The 17603-nt window shown below is 52.5% G+C and carries 12 protein-coding genes; all 12 read left to right on the forward strand.

Annotation, left to right across the window (positions count from 1 at the left end; translation table 11 throughout):
• Positions 1 to 39: 39 nt before the first annotated feature.
• A complete protein-coding gene (gene adhE / locus P0X86_RS11350) occupies positions 40 to 2652 on the forward strand; it encodes a bifunctional acetaldehyde-CoA/alcohol dehydrogenase (RefSeq protein WP_192572511.1) in 2613 nt (870 codons plus the stop codon).
• A 319-nt stretch (positions 2653 to 2971) separates the two neighbouring features.
• Positions 2972 to 5218: a formate C-acetyltransferase gene (gene pflB / locus P0X86_RS11355; RefSeq protein ID WP_192572510.1), complete on the forward strand. Its 2247-nt coding sequence runs from the start codon at positions 2972 to 2974 to the stop codon at positions 5216 to 5218.
• Positions 5219 to 5261: 43 nt separating this feature from the next.
• On the forward strand, positions 5262 to 5987 hold the full coding sequence (gene pflA / locus P0X86_RS11360) for a pyruvate formate-lyase-activating protein (protein ID WP_277748536.1): 726 nt from the start codon (positions 5262 to 5264) through the stop codon (positions 5985 to 5987).
• Positions 5988 to 6210: 223 nt separating this feature from the next.
• Positions 6211 to 7569 (forward strand): ABC transporter substrate-binding protein, encoded by a 1359-nt coding sequence (locus tag P0X86_RS11365; RefSeq protein ID WP_277748537.1) that lies wholly within the window; start codon positions 6211 to 6213, stop codon positions 7567 to 7569.
• A 92-nt stretch (positions 7570 to 7661) separates the two neighbouring features.
• Positions 7662 to 8546 carry a carbohydrate ABC transporter permease gene (locus P0X86_RS11370; protein WP_015734432.1) on the forward strand — a complete coding sequence of 295 codons (885 nt, stop codon included), beginning with the start codon at positions 7662 to 7664 and terminating at the stop codon, positions 8544 to 8546.
• Positions 8546 to 9373, forward strand: coding sequence for a carbohydrate ABC transporter permease (locus tag P0X86_RS11375; protein WP_015734433.1), 828 nt, complete (start codon positions 8546 to 8548; stop codon positions 9371 to 9373). Before P0X86_RS11370 ends, P0X86_RS11375 begins: the two co-directional genes overlap by 1 nt.
• A gap of 22 nt (positions 9374 to 9395) precedes the next feature.
• Positions 9396 to 11252 (forward strand): cache domain-containing sensor histidine kinase, encoded by a 1857-nt coding sequence (locus P0X86_RS11380; RefSeq protein ID WP_090910995.1) that lies wholly within the window; start codon positions 9396 to 9398, stop codon positions 11250 to 11252.
• Positions 11230 to 12015, forward strand: coding sequence for a response regulator transcription factor (locus P0X86_RS11385; RefSeq protein WP_015734435.1), 786 nt, complete (start codon positions 11230 to 11232; stop codon positions 12013 to 12015). Before P0X86_RS11380 ends, P0X86_RS11385 begins: the two co-directional genes overlap by 23 nt.
• A gap of 96 nt (positions 12016 to 12111) precedes the next feature.
• The gene (locus P0X86_RS11390) at positions 12112 to 13752 is read left to right on the forward strand and encodes a glycoside hydrolase family 3 protein (RefSeq protein WP_096773218.1); all 1641 of its coding nucleotides are present in this window, start codon (positions 12112 to 12114) and stop codon (positions 13750 to 13752) included.
• Positions 13753 to 13907: 155 nt separating this feature from the next.
• Positions 13908 to 16640 (forward strand): copper amine oxidase N-terminal domain-containing protein, encoded by a 2733-nt coding sequence (locus P0X86_RS11395; protein ID WP_277748538.1) that lies wholly within the window; start codon positions 13908 to 13910, stop codon positions 16638 to 16640.
• 233 nt (positions 16641 to 16873) lie between these two features.
• Positions 16874 to 17344, forward strand: a complete 471-nt coding sequence (locus tag P0X86_RS11400) for a Fur family transcriptional regulator (protein WP_009595022.1) — start codon at positions 16874 to 16876, stop codon at positions 17342 to 17344.
• Positions 17341 to 17598 carry a membrane protein insertion efficiency factor YidD gene (gene yidD, locus P0X86_RS11405; protein WP_096773220.1) on the forward strand — a complete coding sequence of 86 codons (258 nt, stop codon included), beginning with the start codon at positions 17341 to 17343 and terminating at the stop codon, positions 17596 to 17598. Before P0X86_RS11400 ends, yidD begins: the two co-directional genes overlap by 4 nt.
• The last annotated feature ends 5 nt before the right edge of the window (positions 17599 to 17603 follow it).

The following is a 17603-nucleotide window of genomic DNA, read 5'->3' on the forward strand; positions in this document are numbered from 1 at the left end:
TAGACAAAAAAGAACATGAACCATGGGAGGATGAGAGATATGGCTGTGAGCAAAGGAACAACGGTTGAAGTGAAGGGACAAACGGCAGCAGAGTACATTCAAGGTCTGATCGACAAGGCGAATCGGGCAAAAGAAAAGTTTATGAAACTCGATCAGGAGCAAGTCGACGGAATTGTGCAGGCCATGGCCATGGCCGGACTTGAGAAGCACATGCAGCTGGCGAAAATGGCGGTTGAAGAAACGGGCCGCGGCGTGTATGAAGACAAAATCATCAAAAACCTGTTTGCCACGGAGTATATCCACAACAGCATCAAGTACGACAAAACGGTAGGTATCATCGAAGACAATGCCTATGACAGCTTCCAAAAAATTGCGGAGCCGATCGGGATCATCATGGGGATCACACCGGTAACCAATCCGACCTCGACCACCATATTCAAGGCGCTGATCTCCATCAAAACAAGAAACCCGATCATCTTCGGCTTCCATCCATCCGCGCAGGCATGCAGCAGGGAAGCCGCGCTCATCCTGCGGGACGCCGCCGTGAAACAAGGCGCTCCGGCCGACTGCATCCAGTGGATCGAGGCTCCTTCCATGGATAAAACCAATACGCTCATGAACCATCCTGACGTTGCCTGCATTCTGGCTACGGGGGGATCGGCGATGGTCAAAGCAGCATACAGCTGCGGCAAGCCAGCCCTCGGCGTAGGTCCCGGCAACGTGCCGTGCTTCATCGAGAAGAGCGCGGACCTCGATCAAGCGGTGAACGACTTGATTCTATCCAAGACGTTTGATAACGGCATGATCTGCGCATCCGAGCAAGCCGTCATTATAGAGGAGCCGATCTATCATACCGTGAAGAAAAAAATGATCGCCAGCGGCTGTTATTTCGTGAACAAGGAAGAGCTGGCGAAGCTGACTGCGCATGCCATGGTAGCGGATAAATGCGCCGTCAATCCTACCATCGTCGGACAGCCGGCAGCCAAGATTGCCGAGGCTTGCGGCTTTGAGGTACCGGAAAGCACCAAGATCCTGGTCGCCGAGCTGGAGGGAGTCGGTCCTGCTTATCCGTTGTCCGCCGAGAAGCTGAGCCCGGTGCTGGCCTGCTATAAAGTGAAAGATGCGGAAGAGGGCATCGCGCGCGCCGAAGAGATGGTAGCTTTTGGCGGCATGGGCCACTCATCGGTCATCCACTCGCACAATGAGGACGTCATCCTGAAATTTTCGGATCGTATGAAGACCTGCCGCATCCTGGTCAACCAGCCTTCCTCGCAAGGCGGCATCGGGGATATCTACAACACGAACCTGCCATCGCTGACGCTCGGCTGCGGTTCGTATGGCCGGAATTCCACGTCGTCGAACGTGACGGCCGTCAATCTCATCAACGTGAAAAGGGTGAACCGCAGAACCGTGAATATGCAGTGGTTTAAAGTGCCGGACAAAATTTACTTTGAAAAAGGCTCGACGCAGTATCTCGCCAAAATGCCTGACATCACCCGCGTCGCGATCGTAACCGACCCCATGATGGTGAAGCTGGGATATGTGGAGCGGGTAGAGCATTACCTGCGTCAGCGCAGACTGCCGGTAGCCATCGAGGTGTTCTCGGAAGTCGAGCCGGATCCATCGACAACGACCGTAGAACGGGGTACGGAGATGCTGGAACGGTTTCAGCCGGACTGCATCATCGCCCTCGGCGGCGGATCGCCTATGGATGCCGCAAAAGCGATGTGGCTGTTCTATGAATATCCGGATACGGATTTCAACAACCTGAAGCAAAAATTCATGGATATCCGAAAACGGGTCTATAAATATCCGAAGCTGGGACGAAAGGCGAAATTCGTAGCCATTCCGACAACGTCGGGAACGGGCTCGGAAGTAACTTCGTTTGCCGTCATCACGGACAAAGTGCAGGGAAATACCAAATACCCGCTGGCAGACTATGAGCTGACGCCGGACGTGGCGATCATCGATCCGGAATTCGTGTACACCTTGCCTAAAACGGCGGTGGCCGATACCGGCATGGACGTCCTGACGCATGCGATTGAAGCCTACGTATCGGTGATGGCCAGCGATTACACGGATGGGCTTGCCATCAAAGCCATACAGCTGGTGTTCCAGTATCTTGAGCAATCGGCGCTGACCGGCGACAAACTCGCCCGCGAGAAAATGCATAATGCTTCGACGCTTGCAGGCATGGCCTTTGCGAACGCGTTCCTGGGCATCAACCATAGTCTGGCGCATAAATGGGGCGGACAGTACCATACGGCGCACGGACGGACCAATGCCATACTGATGCCGCACGTCATTCGCTACAATGCCAAGAAGCCGACGAAATTCGCGGCATGGCCGAAGTACACCCACTTCGTGGCCGATGAAAGATATGCCGAGATCGCACGGATTCTTGGACTGCCGGCAAGAACGACGGAGGAGGGCGTAAACAGCCTGATCGCCGCCATCCGCGAGCTGAACAGCAAGCTCGGCATCGAGGAATCGTTCCAGCAGCTGGGCATCGATCCACAGGACTTCGAGAGAAACGTCGAGCATTTGGCGGACCGGGCTTTCGAAGATCAGTGCACGACCAGCAATCCGAAGCTGCCGCTGGTGACGGAGCTGGCAGAAGTATACCGCAACGCCTTCTATGGACGTTTCTAAACAGGAAAGGGACAGAAGGATGATACTAAATTCCATTATAAATGGTGGTAGAAGCCAGGGGAGCCCGGAATCAGAGTGATAAAAATCACGGATAACCACAACTTTGTGATTTTTATCACAGATGCTGCGGATCAACAGGACTACAATAAAGGTGTAGCAGAAAGCTGAATCTCAGATCTTTGATATAGAAGCTTGAAGGCACTTGGCGGGGCAGAGATGCCATTGATCGTGAAAATAATCACATTTAAGATCTGAGATAGATCAATGTGTGTCCCCGCCAGTCCCTGCAGGCTGCAGCATAATCTAGGAGGGATTCAATATGTCGGTGATTGAAAAAGAAGTTGGCTGGAAAGGTTTTAAATCAGGTAAATGGACCAAGCGCGTTGACGTTAATGATTTTATTGCAGAGAATATTACCCCTTATTATGGCTCTGATGATTTCTTGGCGGGACCTACGGACAACACCAAGGCACTGTGGGATATTGTATCGGATTTAACCAAGAAGGAGCGGGATAACGGCGGGGTTTTGGACGTGGATGTCCATACGCCTTCCACCATCACCTCCCACCGGCCCGGCTACTTGGATAAGGATAAAGAACAGATCGTCGGCGTGCAGACCGACGAGCCGTTCAAACGCTCGATTCAGCCTTTCGGGGGCATCCGGATGATGATTGATGCGTGTAACGCATACGGCTTCGAAATGCCGCAGGCGGTTGTGGATATCTTCAACGGCATCCGCAAAACGCATAACCAGGGCGTATTCGATGCCTATACTCCGGAGATGAGAGCAGCGCGCAAAGCCGGGATTATTACGGGTCTTCCCGATGCATACGGCCGCGGCCGCATCATCGGCGACTACCGCAGAGTATCGTTATACGGCGTGGACGCGCTGATCCAGGACAAACTGAGAGAACTCGGCGAGCTTGAAGTGGACGCCATGGACGAGCCGGTGATCCGTCTGCGTGAAGAGCTGTCCGAACAAATGCGCGCCCTCAAGGAACTGAAAGAAATGGCCGGCATGCACGGCTTTGACATTTCCAAACCTGCGAATACGGCGAAGGAAGCATTCCAATGGCTGTATTTCGGTTATTTGGCCGCGATCAAGGAGCAAAACGGCGCTGCCATGTCGCTTGGCCGGGTATCTTCTTTCCTCGATATTTATATCCAGCGGGATTTGGCTGAAGGCATCCTGACGGAAGAGAAAGCCCAGGAGCTGGTGGACCATTTTGTCATGAAGCTGCGGATCGTGAAGTTCCTGCGTACGCCGGATTACAACGAGCTGTTCAGCGGCGATCCGACGTGGGTGACCGAATCCATCGGCGGCATGTCGTTGAACGGTGAAACGAGAGTAACCAAGAACAGCTTCCGTTTCCTGCACACCTTGTACAATCTGGGACCTGCGCCGGAACCGAACTTGACGGTGCTGTGGTCGGAGAAGCTTCCGGAGGCCTTCAAAAAATACTGTTCGAAGGTATCGATCGAAACGAGCTCGATCCAATATGAGAATGACGATCTCATGCGTCCGATCTATGGGGACGATTACGGCATCGCCTGCTGCGTATCCGCCATGCGCATCGGGAAGCAGATGCAGTTCTTCGGAGCCAGAGCGAACCTGGCCAAAGCGCTGCTGTATGCAATCAACGGCGGGAAGGATGAGAAATCCGGCGCCCAGGTCGGACCGGAATATCCGGCGATCACCGCTGAGGTTCTGAGTTATGACGAGGTCATGAAGCGCTTCAAGCCGATGATGGAATGGCTCGCGAAGCTCTACATGAATACCCTCAACGTGATTCACTACATGCATGACAAATACAGCTACGAGCGGATTGAAATGGCGCTTCACGACCGCGATATCCTGCGGACGATGGCATGCGGCATAGCGGGCCTGTCCGTAGCAGCGGATTCGCTGAGCGCGATTAAATATGCGAAGGTGAAGCCGGTACGCAATGAGCAAGGGATTGCGGTGGATTTTGAAATCGAAGGCGATTTCCCGTGCTACGGCAACAACGACGACCGCGTGGACGGCATCGCCGTTGAACTGGTCGAGGCCTTCATGAGCATGATCCGCAAGCACAAAGCCTACCGCGATGCCATGCCGACCCAATCGGTGCTCACGATTACGTCGAACGTGGTATACGGCAAGAAGACAGGAACCACGCCGGATGGACGCAAAGCAGGCGAGCCGTTTGCGCCGGGCGCAAACCCGATGCACGGACGCGATAAGAAGGGAGCCCTCGCTTCGCTGACTTCCGTGGCCAAGCTGCCTTATGAGGATAGTCTGGACGGCATCTCGAATACGTTCTCGATCGTGCCGAAAGCCCTGGGCAAAGAAAGCGACATTCGGGTAAACAATCTGGTTGCCATGCTGGACGGCTACTTTGGCAGCAAGGCCCATCATTTGAACGTGAACGTGTTTGACCGTGAGCAGCTGATCGATGCGATGGAGCATCCGGAGAATTATCCGCAGTTAACCATCCGGGTATCCGGCTATGCGGTCAACTTCGTCAAACTGACGCGCGAACAGCAGCTCGATGTCATTAACCGTACCTTCCACGGATCGATGTAAGGATGGAAGACAACCATAGCGGATACAGAAAGGATGACGCGCCATGCTAAAAGGTCATGTACACTCCATAGAAACGTTCGGAACGGTGGACGGTCCGGGTATCCGCTTTGTGCTCTTCATGCAGGGCTGCCTCCTGAAGTGTCAATACTGCCACAACCCGGATACCTGGGGACTTCATGAAGGACATGAAATGACGGTGGATGACGTCCTCCGAGAGATTGAGCCTTATCTGAGCTACTACCGGTCATCGGGTGGAGGACTCACCGTTTCGGGCGGTGAGCCGACGCTGCAGTATCCTTTTGTCACGGAGCTGTTCAAGGAAGTGAAGCGCCGCTGGAATTTGCATACGACCCTGGACAGCAACGGGTATAACGAGCCGGATAAAATATCGGAATTGCTGGAGCATACCGACTTGGTCCTCCTTGATCTGAAGCATATCAACGACGAGAAGCACATCAAGCTGACAGGCAAGTCCAATGAAAGGACGCTGAAGACCGCCCGCTGGCTGTCCGACCATGGTCGGAACATGTGGATCCGGCACGTCTACGTGCCGGGCATCCATGACAGCGAGGACGATTTGGTGGCGCTCGGTCAATTCATCCGCACGCTGCGCGGCGTGGAGAAGTTCGAGATCCTGCCATACCATCAGATGGGCGTGTACAAATGGAAGGAGCTCGGTATGGCCTATCCGTTGGAGGGCGTACCTTCACCGTCCGAGGAAGATGTCGCACGCGCCTACCGGTTGATTGGCGAAATTTCCGAGAAATAGCCGTCGGTTCTGAACTCATTTTAGTTGTATAATATTAAACACAATATGTTATCATTAATAACAATAACCTTTCCTCTTAATGGAAGGGTTATTGTTTTTTGTAGAGGATATTATCCCTTGGATAGAAAAATATCGACCTATCGTAAAGTGGAATCGCTTTCTATAATGAAGATGTAAGGAAAGCGCCTATCAATATACAAACACTTCGGGAGGGTCAAAGACAATGAAGAAAAAGGGTCTGGCATTATTCATGTCGCTTTTGTTCGTCTCATCCACGCTTTTGTCTGCATGCGGCGGCGGTGACAAGGCGGCAGAAAAGCCGTCAGGCGGCTCGGAAGGAACGGTGAGCAATGAGCCGTTTGAAATCACCATTCGCCATACGCAAGTAGGCGAATCCAAGAAGTTCCGTCTCGCATTGCTGAACGATGTGGTCAGCAAAACCGAAGAAGCGGTGCCCGGGCTTAAAATCAAGCTGGACGCTGTAGACTCTGAAGTGAATCGTAAAGAGAAGCTGAGAGGCGAGATGGCTGCCGGCAAGCCGCCGGAAGTATTCGACGTATTCGGAAGCCCCGATGCAGGCGTATATTCCAAAGAAGGCTTGATGCTCGATTTGACCCCAATCTTGGATGAGCTCGGCATAAAGGACAAATTTACGACACTGGACCCGTTCACGCATGACGGCAAGATCTATGGTTTGCCGATCGGCGGTTCCATCGAAGGTATTTTCTATAACAAGGATTACTTCGCCCAGAAAGGTCTGAGCGTACCGAAAACGTTGGCGGAACTTGAGCAGATCGCCGAAGCCATCAAGGCCGACCGCAAAATTCCGTTCGCGCAATCTTCCAAGGATGCATGGATTCCGCTCATGACCACGAATAACCTGTGGAGTTATTATGCAGGAGCGGAGGTGACTTACGGCTTCAAGACCGGGGAAACCAAATGGACCGATCCGAAAGTCGTGGAAGGCGTGAAGAAACATCAGGAATGGGTGGAGAAAGGGTACTTCAAAAAAGGCGAGCTCGGCTTTGAATACGCGGACATGAGAAATCAAATCATCACCGGGGAAGCCGTCATGATGATGGACGGATCGTGGGCGAACTCCGTATTTAGAGATCCGGCGCAAGCGGGCGACATGGTCGGCAAGATCGGCTATTTCAATTTGCCTCCGGTGAATGAAGGCGACCCTGTCATCGTCATGCAGGACGCTAACAACGGATATGGCTTCTCGGCGGCGGTAGCAGAGGATCCTCGCAAGCTTCAAGCGGTTAAAGAATTCATCAAAAATATGTGGACGGATGAAATGCAGCTGCGCGGGCTCAAGGAAGACGGAGTACTGCCGGCGATGAAGATGGATCTGGAAACGATGAATTCCACGTCGGATGATCCGCTGATGCAGGACATTTTCAAAGGCGTCAGCGAAATCAACAAATCCTTCCCTGCCTTCGATGCGCTTGTCCAAGCCGACGTAAACACGGCGCTGAGCATGGGAATCCAGCAGGTGATCGGCGGCGAGCTCGATGCCGAGAAGATGCTGGAGAATGTTCAAGCAGCACAGGAAGCGGCTAATGCTTCAGAGGAATAACTAAAATTCCAGACGAAAGGGCACCACCCGCTAAAGGCATATGGGGGTGCCCTTTCGCCTAAACAACATCAGACATCAATACGGAGGTTACCATGAACAGAGCGCTGAGAAATCCTCTGATTTACATCGTTTTTGTGCTGCCGGCATTCTTGCTGTTTCTGGCTTTTTTCATATATCCCATCTTCACTGCGTTTGACAACAGCTTTACGAGCTGGAACGGCATCTCCAAAGACGTGAAGTACATCGGGCTCGATAACTATGTGACCGCCCTGAATGACGATGCCTTCTGGAAGGCGGTCCGAAACAATGTCTATTTCATACTTTTTTCCTGCTTGATCCAGGTTCCGATCATCGTGGTTTTCTCCCTGCTTATCGCCAACGTCAAGCGTTTGAAGGGGCTGTATAAAACAGCGGTTTTCGCACCTTCCATCATGTCGACGGCTGTCATCGGCATTTTGTGGGGATTCATCTACAATCCGGACTTTGGCCTGATGAATGAGATGTTGGGATTGGTTGGCATCGAGCCGATCTACTGGCTGTCGGATCGCAAATGGGCCATGATCGCCATCTTGATTACGAACGCTTGGCAATGGACCGGCTTTTACATTGTGATGGTCCTTGCCGCAATTCTGTCCATTCCCAAGGAGCTTGACGAAGCTGCGGCGATTGACGGAGCGACAGGCGTCCAAAGGGCTACCAAAATCACGCTTCCACTAATAATGCCTATTATCTCCGTTGTGATCATGCTTTCGATTGCGGGAGCCATGAAAGCCGCGGACATTATCCTGGTTATGACCAAGGGCGGGCCGGCCGGCTCCACCGACGTTATGGCAACATATATGATTCGATACGCGATTACGAGTTTCAAGCATGGCTTCGGCAATTCGATCGCCGTGTTGATTTTCCTCTTCACGATTATCGTAACGGTGCTCTACCAGGTGCTGATCGCCAGACGCAACGAAAGGATTGAATACTGATGAGGGCACTAAAGAAACTGATTCCGCACATTTTCCTGATGGCTTATTTGCTCGTCATCCTGTATCCGTTCCTGTTCGTCCTGTTCTCATCCGTGAAGGTGGATAACCAGTCCATTGCAACGAACCCGTTTGGATTGCCAAGCACGTTGGTGTTTGATAACTACGTGAACGCTTGGGTGAGCGCCAAGATCAGCACGTATTTCTGGAACAGCTTATACATCGGCGTGCTGTCGGCCTGCTTATCGATCCTGTTTGCGGCAATGCTGGCTTTTGCCGTGACGCGGATGAGATACAACCGGATCAGCGCGATCATCTTTCAATGTATTTTGATCGGGATGCTGATCCCGAATAACTCCCTCTTGCTGCCGATTTATGGCATCATGAGGCAGCTGGATATTCTGAATACGCATATGGCCCTGATTCTGCCCTATGTTGCCAATGCCATCCCGTTTTCTGTGATTATTCTGGCCGCCTTCATGCGGTCGCTGCCCGGTGAAATCGAGGAAGCCGCGGTCATAGACGGATTGAGGTCCGGAGGCTTGTTTGCTAGAATTATCTTACCTCTGACCGTTCCGGCTATCGTTACCGTGTTCATCATCAATTTCCTGGGTAACTGGAACGAATTCTTGCTTGCTAACTACTTCCTATCGAATGATGAACTGAGAACGTTGCCTGTCGGAATGGTCGGTTTCAGGGACGCTTACAATATGAACTACGCCCAGATGTCGGCGGGGATCGTATTCAGCGTGCTGCCGGTCCTTATCATCTATGCCGTTCTGCAAGAGAAAATCATTGAAGGCGTCACCGCAGGAAGCGTCAAGGGGTAATACGAGGAGCAGGAGCATGCGTATGAATTTGCGGAACAAACTATTCACGGCCTTTTTGGGGCTCATTATTATTCCGTTATTTGTGCTGGGCCTATTTACATTCTTTATTACCTACAACTCGATCGAGGAAAAGTACAGCCAGCAAGCCGAATATTCGCTAAAAGCGATCAGCTACAGCATTTTGAACGTGTTTAAGGAGATGGAGTACGTCACGGATAACGGGATTGCCACCTCCGTCTTCGCAATGGCGCTGAATGCCAAGGATCCTGATGCGCAGAACCTGATTAAGGAATCCAATGCGGACCAGCTGAAATTGAACGACAGGCAGCGAAGCTTTCGCAATCTCCTCTATAATCACCCTGCCATCAGTTATGCGTTTCTATATCATTTCAACAAAGAATCAGCGCCCATTCCGATATTCAGTAAAGAGGATTTCAGGACGCTTCCTTATGAGCAGTTTAAGAACAGTCCCTTGTATGAAGAGGTTGTGAAGCTGAACGGGATTCCCAAATGGCTGGCTCCGCACGAATTTCCGGAACTGACGGGGGCGGATCCGGTGTTTACCCAGATCAGGCTGATAAAAGACGTCACGACGCTCCGCAAGCTGGGAATTCTCGTCGTCCAGATCAAGAGATGGGAGTTCGAGGAAATTTTCCGCAATCTGACGCTCCCTAACAACCTGCAGAACACCTCATTCATGCTGGTCAACAATGAAGGCTTCATTCTGTTTGACCCGCAGAACGGCATGGATGGTCAAAATATCAGTCAATACATGAAGCGTGACGTTGAGTTTAAGCAAGGCTATCAAAGCTTTAAAGCCAAGTTTAACGGCAAAGAAAATATTGTTTCCATTTATCATCTGAACGATTATGGCTGGAATATCGTCTCGGTGACCGATTGGAACTCGCTGTCGCAAGAGGTAACTTCCTTTGCCAAATGGTTTTTTGTCATCATGGGGATCTGTCTGGTTACCGCGATTGTGTTCAACCGCCTGTTCATGAACCGGATTACCGGCACGATTGCCGTCATCGTGCGGTTTATGCGCCGCGTGGAGGATGGGGATTTGAATGCAAGAGTGGAAGAGAAGGGCGAGGATGAGCTTCTGCTGCTGTCGAAAGGGTTCAACAATTTGATGAACCGGATCAACAATCTGTTCGCGCAGATCAAGAAGGAGCAAAGGCAGAAGACCGATGCGGAAATGCGTGTGCTGCAAGCACAGATCAAGCCGCACTTCCTGTTTAACACGTTGGAGTCGATCAATGTCCTTGCGGTCCAGAATGAAGGGCGCAAGGTCAGCGAGATGGTGTACCGGCTTGCCAGCATATTGCGGATCAGCATACAGGACAAGGAAGAAATTACGCTGGATGAAGAAATCAAGCATCTTCAAAGTTATCTTGAAATTCAAAAGTTTCGGTTCGAGGATCTGTTCGAATACGAAATCGACGTGCCGAAAGAGCTTATGCACAGCCGCATTCTGAAGCTGACGCTGCAGCCCCTGGTGGAGAACAGCATCCAGCATGGCTTTGAGGGAATTTCCTATACGGGATGGATACGCATCTCTGCTTGGAAGGAGCTCGGCAATGTCGTAATCCGGGTGGAGGACAACGGACTCGGCATGACCTCTGAGCAGTTGTCCATGTTCGAGTATATGGTGTCCGAGGATGGCGTATCCGAGCAGACGACGATGCAGAACCTGAAAGTAAACCAGGAACGGCGGGGACTTGGACTGCGAAGCGTGGCCGATCGGCTTAGAATTCAATACGGTCCTTATTATGGGCTGTTCATATGCTCCAGCCGCCCCGGCGGCACCGTTATACAATGCGTCATACCCAATTATGACAGGGGGGAAGGGCAGCATGCTGAAGGCATTATTGGTTGATGATGAGGCTCCCATCCTGAACAATCTCAGCAAGGTTCTGCCTTGGGAAGAGATGGGCATGAAGGTGGTCGGACTTGCCCGCAGCGGGATGGAAGCACTTGAAGTAGCGGATCAGTATAACCCGGATTTGATTCTGTGCGATATCCGGATGCCCGTCATGGACGGGCTGACCTTCATTACGAAGATCCGGGAGAAAGGAAGCCGGGCGGAAATCTTTTTGCTGACGGGTTATCAGGAATTTGAATATGCCCGTGAAGCGATCAAGCTGGGGGTTAAGGATTATATCAGCAAGCCGATTCATTACGGGGAGCTTGAGATGAAGATTCGGGAGATCGGGGAGGAAATCCGCAAGAAGAGGGCGAAAGAAAAGTATTACAATACCGTTTCGCTGATCGACGAGGCTCCGAACCCCGAAGCCGTTAAGAAAACGCCCGAACAATTGGTATCGTCCGCCCTGGAGTACATCAACACCCACATGGGACAGGATTTGGGGATCGAGGAGCTTTCGGAGCATCTGGGCATCAGCTCCAGTTATTTCTGCTTGCTGTTCAAGAATCATGTCGGACTTACCTTCGTGGAGTATTTGACGAGACAGCGGATGGAGGCGGCCAAATTCCTGTTAGTGAACAGCGACAAGAACATTGCACAGATCGGTTCCTTTGTCGGTTATCATGAGCGGCGGTATTTTACCAAGGTATTTCAAAAGGCTACCGGCATGACGCCATCCGAATTCCGGGAAATGTCCGGAGAGCCGAGTCTCTGAGTCTTTGATGGGACGGAAGCAGGCAGATAATCATCAGGACTTCTACTTCCGACTTGCGGGCGTCCTCTAAATTGATAGAAAGTAGGTTTGGAATCAATGAAATGGACGGCAGCAGATTTAACGCTAGAGCAAAAGGTAGGACAAATGTTTATATGCGGCTTCAACGCATTGACGCCGAATGAGCATGCCAACATACTGATCGAACAATTTCAGGTGGGGGGCATCTGCTACTTCCGCCGGAACGTGAAGACGTTGCCTCAACTTGCCGAGCTGTCGGCATCCCTGCAGCAGCTCGCTTCGGGCAGCCAACCGTTTCCGCTTCTGATCTCGATTGATCAGGAGGGCGGCATGGTCGCGCGAATCGATCATGAAGGCATCAGCCGAATTCCGGGCAATATGGCGCTTGGAGCAGCGGGCAGCGCAGAGGATGCCTACAGGGTGGCGCAAATCGGGGCGCGCGAATTGCGTTCGCTCGGCGTGAACATGAACTTCGCGCCTTGCCTCGACGTCAACAACAATCCGCGCAACCCGGTTATCGGCGTGCGCTCCTTCGGCGAAGATCCCCATGCCGTTGCCGAGCTCGGGACTGCGGCGATTAAGGGTTATCAGGAAGAAGGGGTGTCCGCTACAGCCAAGCACTTCCCGGGGCATGGCGACACCAGCGTCGATTCCCACCTGGGGCGGGCATCCGTACCGCATGATTTGGAACGGCTCCGCAGCGTTGAACTGTTCCCATTCGCACAAGCGATCAAGGACGGCGTCGATGCCATCATGACGGCTCACGTCAGTTTCCCGGCCATTGAGCCGAGTGATCTGCCTGCAACGCTTTCTCATGCTGTATTAACGGGGCTGCTGAGGGAGGAAATGGGCTTCGAAGGTTTGATCGTGACGGATTGCCTCGAGATGCATGCGATCTCCAAGGAGTACGGCATTCCGGAAGGTGCGATCCGCGCGATCGAAGCAGGTGCGGACTGCGTGCTGGTCAGCCATACGCTGTCGGAGCAGACGGCAGCGATTACGGCGGTCATCGAGGCTGTCCGCGGCGGGAGACTCCCGGTAGAGCTGATCGACAAAGCCGTTGATCGGATTTTGGCGCTCAAACAACGTAATGCGAAACTCGCTGAAGAGCTTCCCGTCCACCCGATTGGCGAGGTTGCCGAAGAGACCAAACAGCTGCTTGCTCAAATCGCAGGCAGGGGAATCACGCTGGTAAAAGACGAAGGGCAGCTGCCTCTTAAGCCGGAGCAGGCGGTTGCCGTAATCTGGCCGGAGCTGCTTCAGGCGACCCAGGTCGACGAAGCATGGAGCAAGAGCTACACGCTAGGGGATGCCCTGAGAAGTTACGGCGTGCAGGCGGACGATCTGCGCGTCGGGACGGATATGTCCGACGAAGAGGTAGAGCAGGCCGTTAAAGCCGCGGAAGGATATAAGCAGATCGTGGTGGCTACGTACACCTCCGAGAGCCGTCTTCCGCAAGGTCAGCAGAAGCTTGTAAGCAGGCTGAGCGAGCTTGAGGATGTGACGCTCGTTATCGTCGCAACCCGCAATCCGTACGATATCAATGATCTTCCGCCAGTTCCCGCATATTTGTGCAGCTACGAGAATACGCCTTACTACATGAATGCCGCCGCGGGTGTATTGGTTGGCAAAGTCAGGCCTGAGGGTAAGCTTCCGGTAGGGATCAGCAAGACCTATCCTCTCGGCTGGACCGGTAATCAGGACTATGTCAATAATTAAATAATGGTTGCCCAAACCGGAGTCTTCCTGCCTAGGAATGCTCCGGTTTTCCTATTTTCCAGCCATTTCTGAGCAACTTTTCGGGAAAGTCGGCGTCTAATAGTATGTCCAATAGAGGCAGACAGACTATACTGAGAGTTTTAAAGGAGTAGAGAATGAATTTCAAACGAATCTCGATGATTACAGTCCTTGCCGCGGCCCAAGTATCCATGGCATTTCCCGTGGCAGCTGAATCACCGGATGTTACAGCTCCGGCGCTAAACGGGCAACCGGCGCTGCAGTCCCCGGTGGAAGGACAAGGCCAGGCAAACAGAGAACAACAGACGGACTTGCAGCAAGCGGAGGAAACGCCGGCAACGCCAACAGAAACACCTTCCGATTCAATCGAAGGCACGACCAGCGATCCGAATGCCACACCTTCTGAACCCAATGAACAGCAGGAGGACTCGGCAAGCGATCCTTCCGATAATGAAGTATCTGAGAACGAAGAGGGAAGCCCGGCCGAAAGCAAGCCCGAAGCCGGCAATACCAATGCAGCCGCTAACGAACTGGTGCTGCTGATGAACAGCAATGTGATGTACCATAACGGCAAGCAGTACAAAGCGGGACAGCCGATGGCCGTGAAGCAAGGGGTATCCTATGTCGCCATTCGCGCCATGGTGGAGCGCGCAGGACTTAAGCTGTCTTACGATAATAAGACGAAGGAAACCATTATCATTAAGGATGGCAATGAGCTCCGATTCACGACAGGAAGCAGCAATTATAAAGTCAACGGACAGGTGCGTCCGATGAAAGGCCCTGCCTACCAGAGCAACAACGTGTTTATGGTACCGCTGACCGCGATCACGCAAGCGCTTGATATTCCATACAAGGTGAACCAGCCGGAGAAGAAAGTGATTCTCGATCTGTCCGGAATGGGCAGCGGCAGCAACAGCGGCGAACAGCCGGGGGGCAGCAGCGGCGGCGGATCCGGCAGCGAGGTTCCGAACATACCGAACCTCGGTCCGAATGACCTGATCCTGATGATGAACAGCAACAAGATGTATCAGAACGGAAAAGCGTATACCGCCGGACAGCCTATGGCAGTCAAGAATGGCGTATCCTATGTCGCGATTCGATCCCTCGTCGACCGTGTCGGCCTGAGACTGACCTATGACGGCAAGACAAAGGAAACGATTATTATCCGAGGTAACGATGAGCTGCGCTTTAAGACGAACAGCAGCGTATACACGGTGAACGGCGTTCGAAAATCGATGAAGGGACCGGCTTACCAGTCCAATAATACGTTTATGGTGCCGCTGACCAGCATCACGCAAGCGCTGGACATCACCTACCGGGTCGACCAGCCGAACAAGCGGATCATCCTGAGCCTGAGCTCCAAGCCGGTGGCATCCTTTACGGTGCAGCCTGGTGAAGTCTTTGCCGGACAAACCAAGGTAACGTACAAGACGAATGCCTATTCGCCGACAGGCCTGGCTATCGTAGACGAGCATTGGGAAGGCCGGGAAGATGTGTTTGACGAGCCTGGCGTGCATACGGTTTCCTATTCGGTACAGGACGCCAGCGGGGAGTGGAGCGATCCGTATATTTTGAGCATTCATGTATCCGCACCGAATACGCCGCCTGTGGCCATGTTCGACACGGATAAACAGCAATACAAGATCGGCGAGAAAATTACGTACATTAACATGAGTTATGACAGCGATCCCGGCGATGAAATTACGTTTAAGTGGGAAAACAACGACCAGGCTTTCTTTACGGCAGGGCCGCATAAAGTGCTGTTGATCGTGACCGATAAGCATGGGGCGACCAGCTCATACGAAAAAATCATCAACGTAACAAGCGAAGTGTTGTATACGCGCGATCAATTCAATCAATTATTTACGGGCATCGGCGACAAATACACGTTTGACGGATCGGCCGTGCCGACATGGAATCTGATGCCGATTACGAGAAGCTCCGAGCCGTACCTGTTGATTCGCAGCAACTCTCCGGAAACCGTCTATCAGGAAGGTATCGTATATCGCGAGATCGGCAATGCCAGCACGCGCTTCATGATTCACCACTTGAATGCAACCGGGAAGAACATGAAGATGTATGTCGTAGCGACCAACATCAACACGATGACGGCGCGTCTGACCACCGAGTATACCGGTTTGGGCGGTCCGATCAACATTCCGACTGCTACGGGGAAAGCGGCTGTGCAGCGCTATCTCGAGTCCATGCAGTCAGCGGATGCATTCAAGACGATTTCGCTCGCCCCTGGCGAAAGCCGGATCATCCTGCAAGATTTGAGCGCGCAAACAATGAAGAATCAGCAGGTGCTGTCCATGTTTGCCGACCTGTATTCGGATTCGCCGATTCGATATGATGTCATCATGATCGATGAAGCCAAGGATCCGATCCAGAAGCTTCCATACCTGAAGCTTCACCCGGCCGATGGCATTCATAACCGGGGAACCTACCCGGACTCGACCCGAATCATTGAATCCTATGATTTGGTAGGCAACACGCCTACGCGTCTTGCGATTGGTGATAAGACAAACGATCCGAACCTGGAAGGGTATGACGGCATTAACGGTTCATATCAATCCAACGCCGGTAACTTCGGCGTTCTGTACAAAATCAAGCTGCACCGCGTAGCACCCAATACGCTGATCACGCTGAATCCGCGCGGAGGCAAATACATGGGCGCGATGATGGTGAACGGAAACATCATTCAGACGCCGAACACCAGCGGTGGTGCGGTATCTGCACCGAATGAAGCCGCCGTTCTCTATCGTACGGGAAATTACGAGCAGACGGTGGAAATTCTGTTTACGGCAGCACCGGGAAGCAGCCTGCCGATCAACATTCTGCTCCAGCCGCTGCCGCAAGTGAAGAACTAATCCTATTTATTCATAACAACAAGCGGACAGCCCATCAGCCGAAACACGGCCCGGGCTGTCCTTTTTTGTTGGTTTATGCCGAGGGAGGGGCAGGTTTATGCCGTCCGTTAGCCTTTCAAGCTCCTGGCTGCTTGGCAGGCGGTTTGCCTGTTCACAACCGCTTTCATTGACGCTGTCATTTTTTTCAGGCATTATAAGGAGAGAGTATCTTCAAGTAGAGGAGGTTATTGCGTATGCTTACGACGGAACAGATCATCGACGCCATGTCGGAACATGGGCTGCGCATTACCGATCAGCGCAAGACGCTTGCCAAATTGTTTGGGGAACATCCTGGATATTTGACGGCCAAGGATGTATACGAATATATGGGCCGGAAGTACAGCGGTTTGAGCTTTGATACGGTATACCGGAATCTTCGGGTATTGTACGAGCTTGGCGTATTGGAGCAAGTCGTGTTCGAGGAAGGCGTCAAGTTCCGGGGACGCTGCAGCGAAGAACACCATCATCATCACATGATCTGCCTGCAGTGCCAGAAGACCTATCCGATTACCTTCTGCCCGATGCAGCTGACCGATGCACCGGACGATTTCCAGGTGGTCCAGCATAAATTCGAAGTGTTCGGATACTGCCGGGATTGCGGCAAGGACAATAACGATAAGGAAACTTCGCAGGCCGGTGGAGGAAATCGGGACAGCCGGGCATGAGCACGGCGCGCAGGGTAGTGAAGGTGCCGATACACTTCTATCGGAAATTCATTTCTCCTCTGAAACCGGCGACTTGCCGCTTCTATCCAACCTGCTCGGCATATGCCTTGGAAGCGATTGAGGTGCATGGTGCGCTGAAGGGCTCCTGGCTGGCTGCTAAGCGGATCGCGAGATGTCATCCGTTTCATCCTGGAGGCATCGATTTGGTCCCGCCGCGCAAGGATAAGATGTCGTCTTCATTGACAGAGGAATAGCGATT

Origin of the sequence: Paenibacillus sp. BR1-192 (assembly GCF_029542445.1) — a bacterium.
Taxonomy (GTDB): domain Bacteria; phylum Bacillota; class Bacilli; order Paenibacillales; family Paenibacillaceae; genus Paenibacillus_AQ; species Paenibacillus_AQ lautus_A.

Coding starts and splice junctions, on each gene's coding strand:
- pflA (WP_277748536.1), top strand. CDS start 5,262: ATGCTAAAAGGTCATGTACACTCCATAGAAACGTTCGGAACGGTGGAC.
- P0X86_RS11370 (WP_015734432.1), top strand. CDS start 7,662: ATGAACAGAGCGCTGAGAAATCCTCTGATTTACATCGTTTTTGTGCTG.
- adhE (WP_192572511.1), top strand. CDS start 40: ATGGCTGTGAGCAAAGGAACAACGGTTGAAGTGAAGGGACAAACGGCA.
- P0X86_RS11390 (WP_096773218.1), top strand. CDS start 12,112: ATGAAATGGACGGCAGCAGATTTAACGCTAGAGCAAAAGGTAGGACAA.
- P0X86_RS11375 (WP_015734433.1), top strand. CDS start 8,546: ATGAGGGCACTAAAGAAACTGATTCCGCACATTTTCCTGATGGCTTAT.
- pflB (WP_192572510.1), top strand. CDS start 2,972: ATGTCGGTGATTGAAAAAGAAGTTGGCTGGAAAGGTTTTAAATCAGGT.
- yidD (WP_096773220.1), top strand. CDS start 17,341: ATGAGCACGGCGCGCAGGGTAGTGAAGGTGCCGATACACTTCTATCGG.
- P0X86_RS11365 (WP_277748537.1), top strand. CDS start 6,211: ATGAAGAAAAAGGGTCTGGCATTATTCATGTCGCTTTTGTTCGTCTCA.
- P0X86_RS11395 (WP_277748538.1), top strand. CDS start 13,908: ATGAATTTCAAACGAATCTCGATGATTACAGTCCTTGCCGCGGCCCAA.
- P0X86_RS11385 (WP_015734435.1), top strand. CDS start 11,230: ATGCTGAAGGCATTATTGGTTGATGATGAGGCTCCCATCCTGAACAAT.
- P0X86_RS11400 (WP_009595022.1), top strand. CDS start 16,874: ATGCTTACGACGGAACAGATCATCGACGCCATGTCGGAACATGGGCTG.
- P0X86_RS11380 (WP_090910995.1), top strand. CDS start 9,396: ATGAATTTGCGGAACAAACTATTCACGGCCTTTTTGGGGCTCATTATT.